The sequence below is a fragment of the Streptomyces sp. SA15 genome (assembly GCF_002291145.1).
Lineage (GTDB): Bacteria > Actinomycetota > Actinomycetes > Streptomycetales > Streptomycetaceae > Streptomyces.
Window position 1 is genome coordinate 99,981 of the sequence record NZ_NTGE01000221.1, and the last position, 15,156, is coordinate 115,136.

A 15,156-nucleotide genomic window follows, 5' to 3' on the forward strand; every position below is an offset into this window, starting at 1 on the left:
GTCACTCGCCTGTGGACAACTGCCCGCGATATGTCGGGTCTTGCGGCCTTTTTGGTACCCCTGGGGCCGGAAATTAACAGCGAATCGACAGCTGCGGCGGATGGTTAAGCGGGGTCGATCTCGCGCAGAAGGCCGCTCTGCACGTCGAACACGAATCCGCGCACGTCGTCGGTGTGCAGCAGAAACGGCGAGGTGCGCACACGCTGCATGGACTGCCGTACGTCCTGGTCGACGTCCCGGAACGCCTCCACCGCCCAGGCGGGGCGCTGGCCGACCTCCATCTCGAGTTCGGTGCGGAAGTCCTCGGTGATCGACTCCAGGCCGCAGCCGGTGTGATGGATGAGGACGACGCTCCGCGTGCCCAGCTTGCGCTGGCTGATGGTGAGCGAGCGGATCACGTCGTCGGTGACGACACCGCCGGCGTTGCGGATGGTGTGACAGTCACCGAGTTCCAGACCGAGCGCGGCGTGCAGGTCGAGACGGGCGTCCATGCAGGCCACGACGGCGACGTGCAGGACGGGACGGGCGTCCATCCCGGGGTCGCTGAAGGCGGCGGCGTACCGCTCGTTCGCCTCGACGAGGCGGTCGGTGACGGTGCCGCCGGTGACTATGGCGGCTTCGGGACCTGCGGGAACCGATGCGGAAGTCGTCATATCCATGACGGTACTGGTCACGGCCCGTCCCGGCCCGCTGTGAGGGAGGACAAAGAATGCCATTGGGGCTTGTTGTGAGCTAACCCACACGGATGGCGGGCGGGCGGCCGCACGAGTGATTCTTCGCGCCCTGCCGCTCCACCCTTACCCCGGCTCGCGACGCGCAGGCCGGTTGATTGACCGGAAGACAGGGTGGACTAAAGTGACGCGAAGCGGGAGGCGAGGCCTCCCTGCTGGACTGATTTTCCCCGGAGACCCCGGCGATTTTCCGGAGCTCTCCCCACGTGCGCGGCGCGTACGTACGGCTCGGCCTCCTCCCGCTCCCGGCCGGCTGACGCTTCCGGCGCCGGCAGGCCTCCCCTTCACGAGCGGGCGGGGACCCGGCGGTACGTACGACGCCCTGCGGAGCTGAGAGGCCCTCTTGAGCCAGAGTCGACACGTCCCGGTGATGCTCCAGCGGTGCCTGGACCTGTTGGCCCCCGCCCTGGAGCGCCCGGGAGCGGTCGTCGTCGACTGCACCCTCGGCCTCGGCGGCCACAGCGAGGCGCTTCTCGCCCGGTTCCCCGAGGCCCGCCTCGTCGCCCTCGACCGCGACAAGGAGGCCCTGCGCCTGTCCGGCGAGCGGCTCGCGCCGTACGGGGAGCGCGCCACCCTGGTGCACGCCGTGTACGACGAGCTGCCCGAGGTGCTCGACAGGCTCGGCATCCCGCGGGTCCAGGGCGTCCTGTTCGACCTCGGTGTCTCCTCCATGCAGCTCGACGAGGCCGACCGCGGCTTCGCCTACGCCCAGGACGCCCCGCTCGACATGCGCATGGACCAGTCGACCGGCATGAGCGCCGCAGAGGTCCTCAACACCTACCCGCCGGGCGAGCTCGTCCGCATCCTGCGCGTGTACGGCGAGGAGAAGCAGGCCAAGCGGATCGTGGCCGCGATCGTGCGCGAGCGCGACAAGGAGCCGTTCGTGAACAGCGGGCGGCTCGTGGAGCTGATCCGTAACGCGCTGCCGCAGGCCGCCAAGCGCACCGGCGGCAACCCGGCCAAGCGCACCTTCCAGGCCCTGCGCATCGAGGTCAACGGCGAACTCGCCGTCCTGGAACGGGCGATCCCGGCCGCGGTGAAGGCGCTCGAGGTGGGCGGCCGGATCGCCGTCCTGTCGTACCACTCGCTGGAGGACCGGCTGGTCAAGCAGGTCTTCGCGGCCGGCGCCGCCTCCACCGCCCCGGCCGGGCTGCCGGTCGTCCCCGAGCGCTACCAGCCCCGGCTCAAGCTGCTCACGCGCGGTGCCGAACTTCCCACCGAGGAAGAGGTCGCCGAGAACCGGCGGGCGGCACCGGCGCGCCTGCGCGGGGCTCAGCGCATCAGGGAGGACATCGAGTGAGGGGCGTGCGTGGGTCGGGAAGCCGGACTCGGGGGAGGGCCAGTGAGTAGGAAACCCCAACTGAGGGGCAGGGCCGCCCGTCTCGCCCGGCTCATCCCGGGTACGGCGAGCCCCGGGCAGGCCGCCCGTACCCCCTTCGTCCTCCTCGTCGTCCTGCTCCTCGGCGGCGGCCTGATCGGGCTGCTGGTGCTGAACTCGGCGATCAGCGAAGGGTCGTTCGAGCTGGACGATCTGCAGAAGGAGACGAAGAGCCTCACCGACGAGGAGCAGGCCCTCCAGCGGGACATCGACGCCTACTCCGCCCCCGAGGCCCTCCAGCGCCGCGCCCAGGAGCTCGGCATGGTGCCCGGCGGCGATCCGGCCTTCCTCGACCCCGACGGCACCGTCAAGGGCGTCCCGTCCCCCGCCCCCGCTCCCGAGCCGGCCTCCGCGCGCATGCCCCTCGTCCTCGCACCCGAGGTGCTCGACGACCTCACCGGCCCGCTCCCGACCCCCGGCGCCCCGACGGCCACCGCGCCGACACCGGCGCTCATCCCGCAGACGCAGACGCAGACGCAGACGCAGACGCCGACGCCCCCGGCGACGCGCACCCCACCCCCGCCCGCCCAGATCCCCCAGCCCTACACGACCACGACCCCCGGCAGGTGACGGAAGTGTCCGACAGGGAACCGCCGCGCCGCCGCGTGCCCGGACCCGCACGCCCCGAGCGCTCCGCCCGCCCCGTCGGCCAGCGGCGCCCGGGCCCCGGCTCCCGCCCGGCCCGCCGCCCACCAGCGCCCCGCCCCATGCCCCGCGTCATCCAGCTGGGCAGCCCCCGCCCCCGGCTGCGCCTGGTCGGCGTCGCGCTGACCCTCGTACTGATCGCCTTCGTCCTACGGCTGCTCCAGGTACAGGCCGTCGACGCGAGCACTTACGCCGCCAAGGCCGAGCAGAACCGGTACGTCGGCTACACGCTGGCCGCCGAGCGCGGCGGGATCACCGACCGCACCGGCGTGGCCCTCGCGACCAGCGTCGACGCGTACACCATCACGGCCGACCCCACACTGTTCACCCGCGAGCAGCTGAAGGTCGACGACGGGCCCGAGCAGGCGGCCGCCCTGCTCGCCCCGATCCTCGGCCAGGAGCAGGACACGATCGTCCAGAAGCTCAGGCCCGAGGACAAGAAGCTGCGCTACGTCGTCCTCGCGAGCCGCCAGACCCCACAGGTCTGGAAGCAGATCAAGGACCTGAAGACCGCGCTGGCCACCAAGTCCGAGACCGACAGGAGCACGGTCAACGTCCTCGCGGGCGTCCTGGCCGTCCCCACCACCAAGCGCGTGTACCCCAACGGCGACCTCGCCGCCGGGATACTGGGCTGGGTCAACGCCGACGGCAAGGGCGGCGGCGGCATCGAACAGCAGCTGAACGGCCTGCTGGCCGGCAAGGACGGCAAGATCCGCTACGCCCAGTCCGGGGGCCGCCAGGTGCCGACCGTCGGCTCCACCGAGACGCCCGCCGTGCCCGGCAGCGACGTCGAGCTCACCGTCGACCGGGACATCCAGTGGGCCGCGCAGAACGCGATCACCGAGCAGGTGAAGGAGTCCGGCGCGGACCGCGGCTATGTGATCGTGCAGGACACGCGGACCGGCGAGGTCCTCGCCATGGCCAACTCGCCCGGCTTCGACCCGAACGACCTGTCCGAGGCCAGGTCGGCGGACATGGGCAACGCCGCGGTCCAGGACGCGTTCGAGCCCGGCTCGACCGCCAAGGTCATGTCGATGGCCGCCGTACTGGAGGAGAACGTCGCCGATCCGCTGACGCACGTCGTCGTGCCCAACCGCCTGCATCGCGGAGACCGGCTGTTCAAGGACGACATCAACCATCCGACCTGGTACCTCACGCTCAACGGCGTGCTCGCCAAGTCCAGCAACATCGGCACCATCCTGGCCACCGGCCAGCTCGGCAAGACACAGAAGCAGGCCAACCAGGTCCTCTACTCCTACCTGCGCAAGTTCGGCCTCGGCAGCCACTCCGGCCTCGGCTTCCCCGGCGAGACGCCGGGCATTCTCGCGGCGCCGGACCAGTGGTCCACATCGCAGCAGTACACGATTCCTTTCGGCCAGGGCGTGTCCCTCAACGCGATGCAGGCGGCGTCCGTCTACTCGACCATCGCCAACGGCGGCGTACGCGTCGATCCCACGCTCGTCCGCGGCACGAAGGGACCCGACGGACGCTTCGTCCCCGCCGCGACACCCAAGAAGACCAGGGTCATCAGCGAAAAGACGGCGAAGACGCTGGCCCGGATGCTGGAGTCGGTGGTGGACGACGAGGAGGGCACCGGCACCAAGGCGCGGATCCCCGGCTACCGCGTCGCGGGCAAGACGGGCACGGCCAACCGCGTGGATCCGGCCACCGGCAAGTACAAGGGCTACACGTCGTCCTTCGCCGGATTCGCGCCCGCGGACAAGCCCCGCGTCACCGTCTACTGCGCCATCCAGAACGCCACCAAGGGCAACTACTTCGGCGGCCAGATCTGCGGACCCGTCTACAAGCAGGTCATGGAGTTCGCCCTGAAGACCCTCCAGGTCCCGCCGACCGGCGCGAGGGCCGCCAACCTCCCGGTCACCTACCGACCCTGATCAGCCTCATTCCGATCAGCACCGAGCCACCAGGAACCACGTCGTGACAACGATCACCCCCGATTCCGGGAACGAGAGCGCGCCCAGCCCCTCACTTCGCCCCCGGGCGGGTGCGCCCGGTACGCTCACCGCCGTGCCACACGCTGATCAGTCCCGAACCACCCAGAAGGGCGCACCCGTGACATATCCGGGACCGCCCCGGCCGGTCCAGGTCTCCGCCACACCCCTCGCGGAGCTGGCCGATCAGCTGGGCGCCGCTCCGTCGCAGAGCCCGCAGAGCACGGTCGGGGTCACGGGCATCACCCATGACTCGCGCGCCGTCCGCCCAGGCGACCTCTACGCAGCCCTGCCGGGCGCCCGCCTGCACGGCGCCGACTTCGTCACGCAGGCCGCCGGCCTCGGCGCGGTCGCCGTGCTGACCGACCCGACCGGCGCCGAGCGCGCCGCCGCGACCGGGCTCCCGGTCCTGGTGGCCGACGACCCGCGCGCGCGGATGGGCGAGCTGGCCGCCACGATCTACGGCCACCCCGGCCGCGACCTGCTCCAGATCGGCATCACCGGCACCTCCGGCAAGACCACCACCGCCTACCTGGTCGAGGGCGGGCTCAAAACCGTGCGCAGCACCGGCCTCATCGGCACGGTCGAGACGCGCATCGGCGACGAGCGCATCAAGTCCGAGCGCACCACCCCCGAGGCCACCGACCTCCAGGCCCTGTTCGCGGTCATGCGCGAGCGCGGTGTCGAGGCGGTCGCCATGGAGGTCTCCAGCCACGCCCTCGTCCTCGGGCGCGTCGACGGCTGTGTCTTCGACATCGGCGTCTTCACCAACCTCAGCCCGGAACACATGGAGTTCCACTCCGACATGGAGGACTACTTCCGGGCCAAGGCGCAGCTGTTCACGCCGAAACGCAGCAAACTGGGCGTGGTCAACGTCGACGACGAGTACGGCCGCCGGCTCGCCAAGGAAGCCACCGTCCCGGTCGTCACCTTCTCCGCCGAGGGGCATCCGGACGCCGACTGGCGGGCCGAGGACGTCCACGTCGGACCGCTGGACTCGACGTTCACCGTGATCGGCCCCAAGGACGAGCGGATCGCCGCCAAGTCGCCGCTCGCCGGGCCCTTCAACGTGGCCAACACCCTCGCCGCGATCGTCGCCCTCGCCGCCGCCGGCCTCGACCCGCAGTCCGCCGCCGACGGCATCGCCGCAGTGCCGGGCGTGCCGGGTCGCCTGGAGCGCGTGGACGCCGGGCAGCCCTACCTCGCGGTCGTCGACTACGCCCACAAGACGGACGCGGTCGAATCGGTCCTCAAGGCGCTCCGCAAGGTCACCGAGGGCAGCTTGCACGTGGTGCTCGGCTGCGGCGGAGACCGTGACAGGACCAAGCGCGGGCCGATGGGCGCCGCCGTGGCCCGGCTCGCCGACACCGCCGTACTGACCTCCGACAACCCCCGCTCCGAAGACCCCCTCGCGATCCTCGCCACCATGCTCGAGGGCGCCGCGTCCGTACCGGCACACGAGCGCGGTGAGGTCCAGGTCTTCGAGGACCGGGCCGCCGCGATCGCCGCCGCCGTGGCCCGCGCCCGGCCCGGCGACACCGTGCTGGTCGCGGGCAAGGGCCATGAGCAGGGCCAGGACATCGCCGGGGTGGTGCGTCCCTTCGACGACCGCCAGGTGCTTCGCGAAGCTATCCAGAAGACCCAGGGATGAACTTGTGATCGCCCTCTCTCTCGCCGAGATCGCAGCAGTCGTCGGCGGGCAGACGTACGACATACCGGATCCGTCCGTGCAGGTCACCGGACCGGTCGTCCGGGACTCCAGAGAGGTGGAACCCGGCACCCTCTTCGCGGCCTTCGTCGGCGAGCGCGTGGACGGCCACGACTTCGCGACCGCGGTCGTGGCGGCGGGTGCCGTGGCCGTCCTGGCCTCGCGCCCGGTCGGAGCGCCCGCGATCGTCGTCGACGACGTCCAGAGGGCCCTCGGCGCCCTCGCGCGTCATGTCGTACGACGGCTCGGCGCGACCCTCGTCGCCCTCACCGGCTCGGCGGGCAAGACCAGCACCAAGGACCTGATCGCGCAGGTGCTCCAGCACAAGGCGCCGACGGTGTGGACCCCGGGCTCGCTCAACAACGAGATCGGGCTGCCGCTGACCGCGCTCAGCGCCACCGAGGAGACGAAGTTCCTCGTGCTGGAGATGGGCGCCCGCGGCATAGGCCACATCCGCTACCTCACCGATCTGACGCCGCCGAAGATCGGCCTGGTGCTCAACGTCGGCACCGCCCACATCGGCGAGTTCGGCGGCCGCGAGCAGATCGCGCAGGCCAAGGGCGAACTCGTAGAGGCTCTTCCGGAAGACGGTACGGCGGTCCTCAACGCCGACGATCCCCTCGTACGGGCCATGGCATCCCGTACGAAGGCGAAGGTGATCCTTTTCGGAGAGTCCGGCGAAGCGGACGTACGCGCCGAGAACGTGAGACTCACGGACAGCGGACAGCCCGCCTTCAGGCTTCACACACCCTCCGGTGCAAGCGATGTGACCATGCGCCTGTACGGTGAGCACCACGTGTCGAACGCGCTCGCCGCGGCCGCCGTCGCCCACGAACTGGGCATGTCCGCGGAAGAGATCGCCACCGCGCTCTCCGAGGCGGGCTCCCTCTCCCGCTGGCGTATGGAGGTCACCGAGCGCCCGGACGGCGTGACGGTCGTCAACGACGCCTACAACGCGAACCCCGAGTCCATGCGGGCCGCCCTGCGCGCGCTGGCAGCCATGGGCAAGGGGCGGCGGACCTGGGCGGTGCTCGGCAAGATGGCCGAGCTCGGGGACGAGGCGCTCGCCGAGCACGACGCGGTCGGACGGCTCGCCGTCCGGCTCAACGTCAGCAAGCTCGTCGCGGTCGGGGGCAGGGAAGCGTCCTGGCTGCAACTGGGCGCATATAACGAGGGTTCGTGGGGTGAGGAGTCGGTGCACGTGTCCGACGCACAGGCGGCGGTCGACCTGTTGCGCAGCGAGTTGCGCCCGGGGGACGTCGTTCTCGTGAAGGCGTCCCGGTCGGTCGGGCTCGAGAGCGTGGCGCAGGCGCTCATCGAGACCGGTGCCGAGGGTGAGGTTGCCGCCCGATGATGAAGCAGATCCTGTTCGCAGGAGTCATTGGCCTCTTCCTGACACTGGTCGGCACCCCGCTGCTGATCAAACTGCTCGCGCGCAAGGGCTACGGCCAGTACATCCGCGACGACGGCCCGCGCACGCACGGCAGCAAGCGCGGTACGCCGACCATGGGCGGTATCGCCTTCATCCTGGCCACGGTCGCCGCGTACTTCCTGTCCAAGCTCATCACGGGCTACACCCCGACCTACTCCGGTCTGCTGGTGCTCGGCCTGATGGTCGGCATGGGCCTGGTCGGTTTCCTCGACGACTACATCAAGATCGTCAAGAGGCGGTCGCTGGGCCTGCGGGCCAAGGCCAAGATGGCCGGCCAGCTGATCGTCGGCATCAGCTTCGCGGTGCTCTCGCTGCAGTTCTCGGACGCCCGCGGCAACACCCCGGCCTCGACGAAGCTGTCGTTCATCACGGACTTCGGGTGGACGATCGGCCCGGTGCTGTTCGTCGTCTGGGCGCTGTTCATGATCCTTGCGATGTCGAACGGCGTGAACCTGACCGACGGTCTGGACGGTCTGGCCACCGGCGCCTCCGTCCTCGTCTTCGGCGCCTACACCTTCATCGGCGTCTGGCAGTTCCAGGAGTCCTGCGCCAACGGCGAGACGCTGACCAACCCGGGCGCCTGCTACGAAGTGCGCGATCCGCTGGATCTCGCCGTCGTTTCCGCCGCGTTGATGGGCGCCTGCCTCGGCTTCCTGTGGTGGAACACCTCGCCGGCCAAGATCTTCATGGGTGACACGGGTTCGCTCGCGCTCGGCGGTGTGCTCGCCGGCCTCGCGATCTGCTCGCGTACGGAGCTGCTGCTGGCGCTCCTCGGCGGCCTCTTCGTCCTCATCACCATGTCGGTCGTCATCCAGGTCGGCTCCTTCCGCATGACCGGAAAGCGCGTCTTCCGCATGGCACCACTCCAGCACCACTTCGAACTCAAGGGCTGGTCCGAAGTCCTTGTCGTGGTCCGCTTCTGGATCATCCAGGGAATCTGTGTGATCGTCGGACTGGGCCTCTTCTACGCGGGATGGGCAGCGGACAAGTGACCTCCTCGGAGCTCAAGGGCAAGCACGTCACCGTCGCCGGGCTGGGTGTCTCAGGCATCCCGGCGGCCAAGGTGCTGCACGGCCTCGGCGCGCACGTCACCGTCGTCAACGACGGCGACGACGAGCGCGCCCGGGCGCAGGCGGCGGAGCTGGAGGCGCTCGGCATCACCGTGCGCCTCGGCGACACTGCATCCATTAGCGGCTCCGCCGCGGGGACCCTGCCGGAGGGCACCGAGCTCATCGTCACCACGCCCGGCTGGAAGCCCGACAAGCCGCTGTTCGCGGCGGCACGCGTTGCCGGGGTCCCGGTCTGGGGCGACGTCGAACTCGCCTGGCGGCTGCGCGGCCCCGACGCCGCGCCCTGGCTCGCCGTCACCGGCACCAACGGCAAGACCACCACCGTCCAGATGCTCGCCTCCATCCTGAAGGCGGCGGGCCTGCGCACGGCCGCCGTCGGCAACATCGGTGTCTCCCTGCTGGACGTGGTCCTCGGCGAGGAGAATTACGACGTCCTCGCCGTGGAGCTGTCGAGCTACCAGCTCCACTGGGCGCCCTCCCTGCGCGCCCACTCCGCCGTCGTACTGAACCTCGCCCCCGACCACCTCGACTGGCACGGCTCCATGGAGGCGTACGCCGCCGACAAGGGCCGTATCTACGAGGGCAACCGCGTCGCCTGCGTCTACAACGTCGCCGACAAGGCCACCGAGGACCTGGTGCGCGCGGCCGACGTCGAGGAGGGCTGCCGGGCCGTCGGCTTCACCCTCGGCACGCCCGCGCCGTCCCAACTCGGCGTCGTGGACGGCATCCTGGTCGACCGCGCCTTCGTGGAGAACCGGCACAAGAACGCCCAGGAACTCGCCGAGGTCTCCGACGTCAACCCGCCCGCCCCGCACAACGTCGCCAACGCCCTTGCGGCAGCGGCCCTCGCGCGCGCCTTCGGGGTGCCCGCCACGGCCGTACGGGACGGCCTCAGGGCCTTCACACCGGACGCCCACCGCATCGCGCACGTCGGGGATGTGGACGGGGTCGCGTACATCGACGACTCCAAGGCCACCAACACCCACGCGGCCGAGGCCTCGTTGGCGGCGTACGAGTCGATCGTGTGGATCGCGGGCGGACTGGCGAAAGGCGCCACCTTCGACGAGCTGGTCGCCAAGTCGGCGAAGCGACTTCGCGGGGCGGTGCTCATCGGCGCGGATCGAGCGCTGATCCGTGAAGCCCTCGCGCGACACGCCCCGGAAGTACCCGTCGTCGACCTCGACCGGACCGACACTGGGGCGATGCTCCAGGCTGTCCAGGAGGCCAAGCGGCTCGCGGTCGAAGGCGACACGGTCCTGTTGGCCCCGGCCTGTGCCTCCATGGACATGTTCACCAACTACAACAAGCGCGGTGACGCGTTCGCGGAGGCGGTTCGCGAACTCGGCGCGGGCACCTGACAGTGGGTCTTGGCCACGGCGGGTGCATCGGGACCCTTGGAGGGACGCGTGACTCGGATGTGGCCCGGGTTCGATCGGGCGGGAGAAGCCGATGCCCGGTAGCCGTACCGGGCGGCCGCCCGTGCAGCGGGCCGCCAGACGCCCTGTCGCTCCCCGCGCCTCGCGCGAGAATCCGTTCCTCAGCCTGTACACGCGCGCCCGCCGCGCCTGGGACCGGCCGCTGACCGCGTACTACCTGATCCTCGGCGGAAGCCTGCTGATCACCGTGCTGGGCCTGGTGATGGTCTACTCGGCCTCCCAGATCACGGCGTTGCAGATGTCCCTGCCGGGCTCGTACTTCTTCCGCAAGCAACTCCTCGCGGCCGTCCTCGGCGGGGCGCTGATGCTGATCGCCTCCCGGATGCCGGTGAAGCTGCACCGGGCGCTGGCCTACCCGATCCTGGCGGGTGCCGTCTTCCTGATGGCGCTGGTGCAGATTCCGGGGATAGGGGTGTCGGTCAACGGCAACCAGAACTGGATCTCGCTCGGCGGCTCCTTCCAGATCCAGCCCAGCGAGTTCGGCAAGCTGGCCCTCGTGCTGTGGGGCGCCGACCTGCTCGCCCGCAAGCAGGACAAGAAGCTGCTGACCCAGTGGAAGCACATGCTGGTGCCGCTCGTGCCGGTCGCCTTCATGCTGCTCGGGCTGATCATGCTCGGCGGCGACATGGGTACGGCGATCATCCTCACGGCGATCCTGTTCGGCCTGCTGTGGCTGGCGGGCGCGCCCACGCGGATGTTCGCCGGGGTGCTGTCGGTCGCCGGCCTGATCGGGCTGGTCCTGATCAGGACCAGCGCGAACCGCATGGCCCGTCTGCAGTGCCTCGGCGCCACCGAACCGCAGTCCGGACCCGTCGACTGCTGGCAGGCCGTGCACGGGATCTATGCGCTCGCCTCCGGCGGAATTTTTGGTTCCGGGCTCGGTGCAAGTGTGGAGAAATGGGGTCAACTCCCCGAAGCGCACACGGACTTCATCTTCGCCGTCACCGGCGAGGAACTGGGCCTGGCGGGGACGCTGTCGGTACTCGCCCTCTTCGCGGCTCTAGGCTATGCGGGTATCCGCGTGGCCGGACGCACGGAGGACCCCTTCGTGAGGTACGCCGCGGGAGGCGTGACCACCTGGATCACCGCTCAGGCGGTGATCAACATCGGTGCGGTGCTCGGCCTGCTGCCGATCGCCGGCGTCCCTCTCCCGCTGTTCTCCTACGGAGGGTCCGCCCTGCTGCCGACCATGTTCGCCATCGGGTTGCTGATCGCCTTCGCGCGCGACGAGCCCGCTGCGCGGGCGGCGCTTTCGATGCGGCAACCCCGCTTTGGTAGAAAGCGGGCGGGAGGTCCTGTGCGGGGGCCTCGGAGATGGAACACGATGCGACGGCGTGCCTCGGCGGCGCGCTCGTCCGGAGAGCGGTGAATTTCGGTGCATGTCGTACTCGCCGGTGGGGGGACCGCCGGCCACATCGAGCCCGCGCTCGCCCTCGCGGACGCCCTGCGCAGGCAGGACCCGGCCGTGGGAATCACGGCCCTGGGCACGGAGCGCGGCCTGGAGACCCGGCTCGTACCGGAGCGGGGCTATGAGCTCGCGCTGATCCCCGCGGTACCGCTGCCACGCAAGCCGACCCCCGAGCTGATCACCGTCCCGGGCCGGCTGCGCGGCACGATCAAGGCCGCCGAGCAGATCCTGGAGCGCACCAAGGCGGACGCCGTCGTCGGCTTCGGCGGATACGTCGCGCTGCCCGGCTACCTCGCCGCCAAGCGCCTGGGGGTGCCGATCGTCATCCACGAAGCCAACGCCCGCCCCGGCCTCGCCAACAAGATCGGTTCGCGGTACGCCGCCCAGGTCGCCGTCTCCACACCCGATAGCAAGCTGCGCGACGCCCGCTACATCGGCATCCCGCTGCGCCGCTCCATCGCCACCCTCGACCGGGCAGCCAGGCGCCCCGAGGCCCGGGCCGCCTTCGGGCTCGACCCGAACCTGCCGACGCTGCTGGTCTCCGGCGGCTCGCAGGGCGCCCGCCGGCTCAACGAGGTGGTCCAGCAGGTCGCTCCGTACCTCCAGCAGGCCGGGATCCAAATCCTGCACGCGGTCGGACCGAAGAACGAACTGCCGCACGTACAGCAGATGCCGGGAATGCCCCCGTACATCCCGGTACCGTACGTGGACCGGATGGACCTCGCGTACGCCGCGGCCGACATGATGCTCTGCCGCGCGGGCGCGATGACCGTCGCCGAACTCTCCGCCGTCGGGCTCCCGGCCGCCTACGTCCCGCTGCCCATCGGCAACGGCGAACAGCGGCTGAACGCCCAGCCGGTGGTCAGGGCCGGCGGCGGACTTCTGGTCGACGACGCGGAACTGACTCCCCAGTGGGTCCAGCAGAACGTCCTGCCCGTGCTCGCCGACCCGCACCGGCTGTACCAGATGTCCCGCGCCGCCGCCGAGTTCGGCCGCCGGGACGCCGACGACCTGCTCGTCGGGATGGTGTACGAGGCGATCGCCGCCAGCCGTGCACACCGATAGGACTGTGTGACTGTATGAGGGCCGTCTGACAGGACCGCATGACCGGAAGGCAGGCAGCGTGGCCGGATCGACGACCGCCGAGCGCGGTGAACGACAGCAGGAAGCGGCGCCCGGCCCGCCGCCCGTCCGGAGGCTCAAGCCGCCCCCGCCTCGTACGATCATCATCCTTACCGTCGCGCTCATGCTCCTCGGGGCCGGCTCCGTCTGGGTGTTGTACGGCTCGTCCTGGCTGCGCGTGGAGCGCGTATCCGTCTCCGGGACACGGGTCCTGACGCCCGCGCAGGTGCGCGAGGCCGCGGACATCACGGTCGGAGGGCCGCTGATTTCCGTCGACACCGATGTGATTGAGGCGCGACTGCGTCAGAAATTGCCCCGAATTGACGTGGTTGAGGCAGTCCGATCCTGGCCTCACGGAATCGGGCTGAAAGTGACTGAGCGTACTCCGGTTCTGCTTGTCCAAAAGGGTCGAAACTTTATCGAAGTGGACGATGAAGGTGTCCGATTCGCCACAGTTTCTGAAGCTCCGAAAGGCGTGCCCGCACTGGAATTGACGCTCTCCCGACCGGACTCGCGCGCAGCCAGCCTGCGCCGCTTCGGCGAGGACCGGTTGGTGAAGGAGGCGGTCCGGGTCGCCGGTGCCATTCCGGCCGCCGTCGCACGCGACACCCGTACCGTCAAGGTGCGTTCGTACGACGACATCTCACTGGAGTTGAGCGACGGGCGGATCGTCGCATGGGGGAGCGGAGAGAAGGGCGCCGCGAAGGCACGCACGCTCACCGCTCTCATGAAAGCATCTCCCGGCGCGCGGCACTTCGATGTCAGCGTTCCCACCGCGCCTGCGTCATCAGGGAGTTGACGCACATCCGCGCAGGCCAGCACCCTGGTTGGGCAGCGCTACGCCTGATCACATAGGGTGAAAAGAAAAACGGGAGGTTCGGCGTGTTCGTTGAACGTGCGCCACTTGTCGACTTAGTGTCCTGTTCAGAAGACTCCAGGGAACAGACACACTGGTAACCCTAAACTTCAACGTTAGGGTTCGGGTCGGCGATACGGACCGTCCCAATCGGCATCAGTCGTCGGATCGCGGCGCACCGCGAGTCGACGACACGTAACTCGAGGCGAGAGGCCTTCGACGTGGCAGCACCGCAGAACTACCTCGCAGTCATCAAAGTCATCGGTGTCGGCGGCGGTGGTGTCAATGCCATCAACCGGATGATCGAGGTCGGTCTCAAGGGCGTCGAGTTCATCGCCATCAACACCGACGCGCAAGCTCTGTTGATGAGCGACGCCGACGTCAAGCTGGACGTCGGCCGCGAACTCACCCGCGGACTCGGCGCCGGAGCCAACCCGGCCGTCGGCCGCAAGGCCGCCGAGGACCACCGCGAGGAGATCGAGGAGGTCCTCAAGGGGGCCGACATGGTCTTCGTGACGGCCGGTGAAGGTGGCGGCACCGGCACCGGCGGCGCGCCCGTCGTGGCCAACATCGCACGCTCGCTCGGTGCCCTCACCATCGGCGTGGTCACGCGCCCGTTCACCTTCGAGGGACGGCGCCGCGCGAACCAGGCCGAGGACGGCATCGCAGAGCTCCGCGAAGAGGTCGACACCCTGATCGTCATCCCGAACGACCGGCTGCTGTCCATCTCGGACCGCCAGGTCTCGGTCCTGGACGCCTTCAAGTCGGCGGACCAGGTCCTGCTCTCCGGCGTTCAGGGCATCACCGACCTCATCACCACGCCCGGCCTGATCAACCTCGACTTCGCCGACGTCAAGTCGGTCATGTCCGAGGCCGGTTCCGCCCTCATGGGCATCGGCTCGGCCCGCGGCGACGACCGCGCCGTCGCAGCTGCTGAGATGGCGATCTCCTCCCCGCTCCTTGAGGCGTCCATCGACGGCGCCCGGGGCGTGCTGCTCTCCATCTCCGGCGGCTCCGACCTCGGCCTGTTCGAGATCAACGAGGCCGCCCAGCTGGTCAGCGAGGCCGCCCACCCCGAGGCCAACATCATCTTCGGAGCGGTGATCGACGACGCCCTCGGCGACGAGGTCCGGGTCACCGTGATCGCGGCCGGCTTCGACGGGGGTCAGCCGCCGGCCAAGCGCGACAACATCCTCGGCTCGGCCTCGTCCTCGGCCCGCCGTGAGGAGCCCACTCCGGTACGGCAGCCCGAGAGCCGTCCCAGCTTCGGCTCGCTCGGCAGCGTCACGCCGAAGGAGGAGCCGGAGCCGGCACCCGAGCCGGTCGCCGACATTCCGGTCTCCCCGCCGGTCCCGCCGTCGCGGTCCTACTCCGACAGCGCGGCGGAAGAGCTGGACGTGCCGGACTTCCTTAAGTGA

12 protein-coding genes are annotated in these 15,156 nt (G+C 70.0%); 11 read left to right on the forward strand and 1 reads right to left on the reverse strand.

Going from position 1 to position 15,156, the window contains the following annotated elements:
* Positions 1-104: 104 nt before the first annotated feature.
* Complete coding sequence (locus tag CLM62_RS47790) at positions 105-653, reverse strand: carbonic anhydrase (protein WP_257004520.1); 549 nt, start codon at positions 651-653, stop codon at positions 105-107.
* Between the two features lie 421 nt (positions 654-1,074).
* Here CLM62_RS47790 and rsmH point away from each other — a divergent pair, with 421 nt between their 5' ends.
* The 11 genes from rsmH (at position 1,075) to ftsZ (ending at position 15,156) form a co-directional block, all read left to right on the forward strand.
* Positions 1,075-2,031, forward strand: coding sequence for a 16S rRNA (cytosine(1402)-N(4))-methyltransferase RsmH (gene rsmH / locus CLM62_RS47795; protein ID WP_095756179.1), 957 nt, complete (start codon positions 1,075-1,077; stop codon positions 2,029-2,031).
* Positions 2,032-2,073: 42 nt separating this feature from the next.
* Complete coding sequence (locus CLM62_RS47800) at positions 2,074-2,679, forward strand: hypothetical protein (RefSeq protein ID WP_095756180.1); 606 nt, start codon at positions 2,074-2,076, stop codon at positions 2,677-2,679.
* Positions 2,680-2,684: 5 nt separating this feature from the next.
* Complete coding sequence (locus CLM62_RS47805; RefSeq protein WP_306457983.1) at positions 2,685-4,649, forward strand: penicillin-binding protein 2; 1,965 nt, start codon at positions 2,685-2,687, stop codon at positions 4,647-4,649.
* A gap of 178 nt (positions 4,650-4,827) precedes the next feature.
* Complete coding sequence (locus tag CLM62_RS47810; RefSeq protein WP_095756182.1) at positions 4,828-6,357, forward strand: UDP-N-acetylmuramoyl-L-alanyl-D-glutamate--2,6-diaminopimelate ligase; 1,530 nt, start codon at positions 4,828-4,830, stop codon at positions 6,355-6,357.
* A 4-nt stretch (positions 6,358-6,361) separates the two neighbouring features.
* Entirely contained in the window at positions 6,362-7,768 is a 1,407-nt protein-coding gene (gene murF, locus CLM62_RS47815) for a UDP-N-acetylmuramoyl-tripeptide--D-alanyl-D-alanine ligase (protein ID WP_095756183.1), read from the forward strand.
* Positions 7,768-8,838 (forward strand): phospho-N-acetylmuramoyl-pentapeptide-transferase, encoded by a 1,071-nt coding sequence (gene mraY / locus CLM62_RS47820; protein ID WP_095756213.1) that lies wholly within the window; start codon positions 7,768-7,770, stop codon positions 8,836-8,838. Before murF ends, mraY begins: the two co-directional genes overlap by 1 nt.
* Positions 8,820-10,274, forward strand: a complete 1,455-nt coding sequence (murD, locus tag CLM62_RS47825; RefSeq protein WP_179382537.1) for a UDP-N-acetylmuramoyl-L-alanine--D-glutamate ligase — start codon at positions 8,820-8,822, stop codon at positions 10,272-10,274. The genes mraY and murD overlap by 19 nt, the downstream gene beginning before the upstream one ends.
* A gap of 91 nt (positions 10,275-10,365) precedes the next feature.
* Positions 10,366-11,721 (forward strand): putative lipid II flippase FtsW, encoded by a 1,356-nt coding sequence (ftsW, locus tag CLM62_RS47830; protein WP_095756185.1) that lies wholly within the window; start codon positions 10,366-10,368, stop codon positions 11,719-11,721.
* Between the two features lie 6 nt (positions 11,722-11,727).
* Positions 11,728-12,825 (forward strand): undecaprenyldiphospho-muramoylpentapeptide beta-N-acetylglucosaminyltransferase, encoded by a 1,098-nt coding sequence (murG, locus tag CLM62_RS47835; protein WP_095756186.1) that lies wholly within the window; start codon positions 11,728-11,730, stop codon positions 12,823-12,825.
* Between the two features lie 58 nt (positions 12,826-12,883).
* Entirely contained in the window at positions 12,884-13,681 is a 798-nt protein-coding gene (locus CLM62_RS47840) for a cell division protein FtsQ/DivIB (protein ID WP_095756187.1), read from the forward strand.
* Positions 13,682-13,959: 278 nt separating this feature from the next.
* A complete protein-coding gene (ftsZ, locus tag CLM62_RS47845) occupies positions 13,960-15,156 on the forward strand; it encodes a cell division protein FtsZ (protein ID WP_095756188.1) in 1,197 nt (398 codons plus the stop codon).

Coding starts and splice junctions, on each gene's coding strand:
- mraY (WP_095756213.1), top strand. CDS start 7,768: ATGAAGCAGATCCTGTTCGCAGGAGTCATTGGCCTCTTCCTGACACTG.
- murD (WP_179382537.1), top strand. CDS start 8,820: ATGGGCAGCGGACAAGTGACCTCCTCGGAGCTCAAGGGCAAGCACGTC.
- CLM62_RS47790 (WP_257004520.1), bottom strand. CDS start 653: ATGACGACTTCCGCATCGGTTCCCGCAGGTCCCGAAGCCGCCATAGTC.
- ftsW (WP_095756185.1), top strand. CDS start 10,366: ATGCCCGGTAGCCGTACCGGGCGGCCGCCCGTGCAGCGGGCCGCCAGA.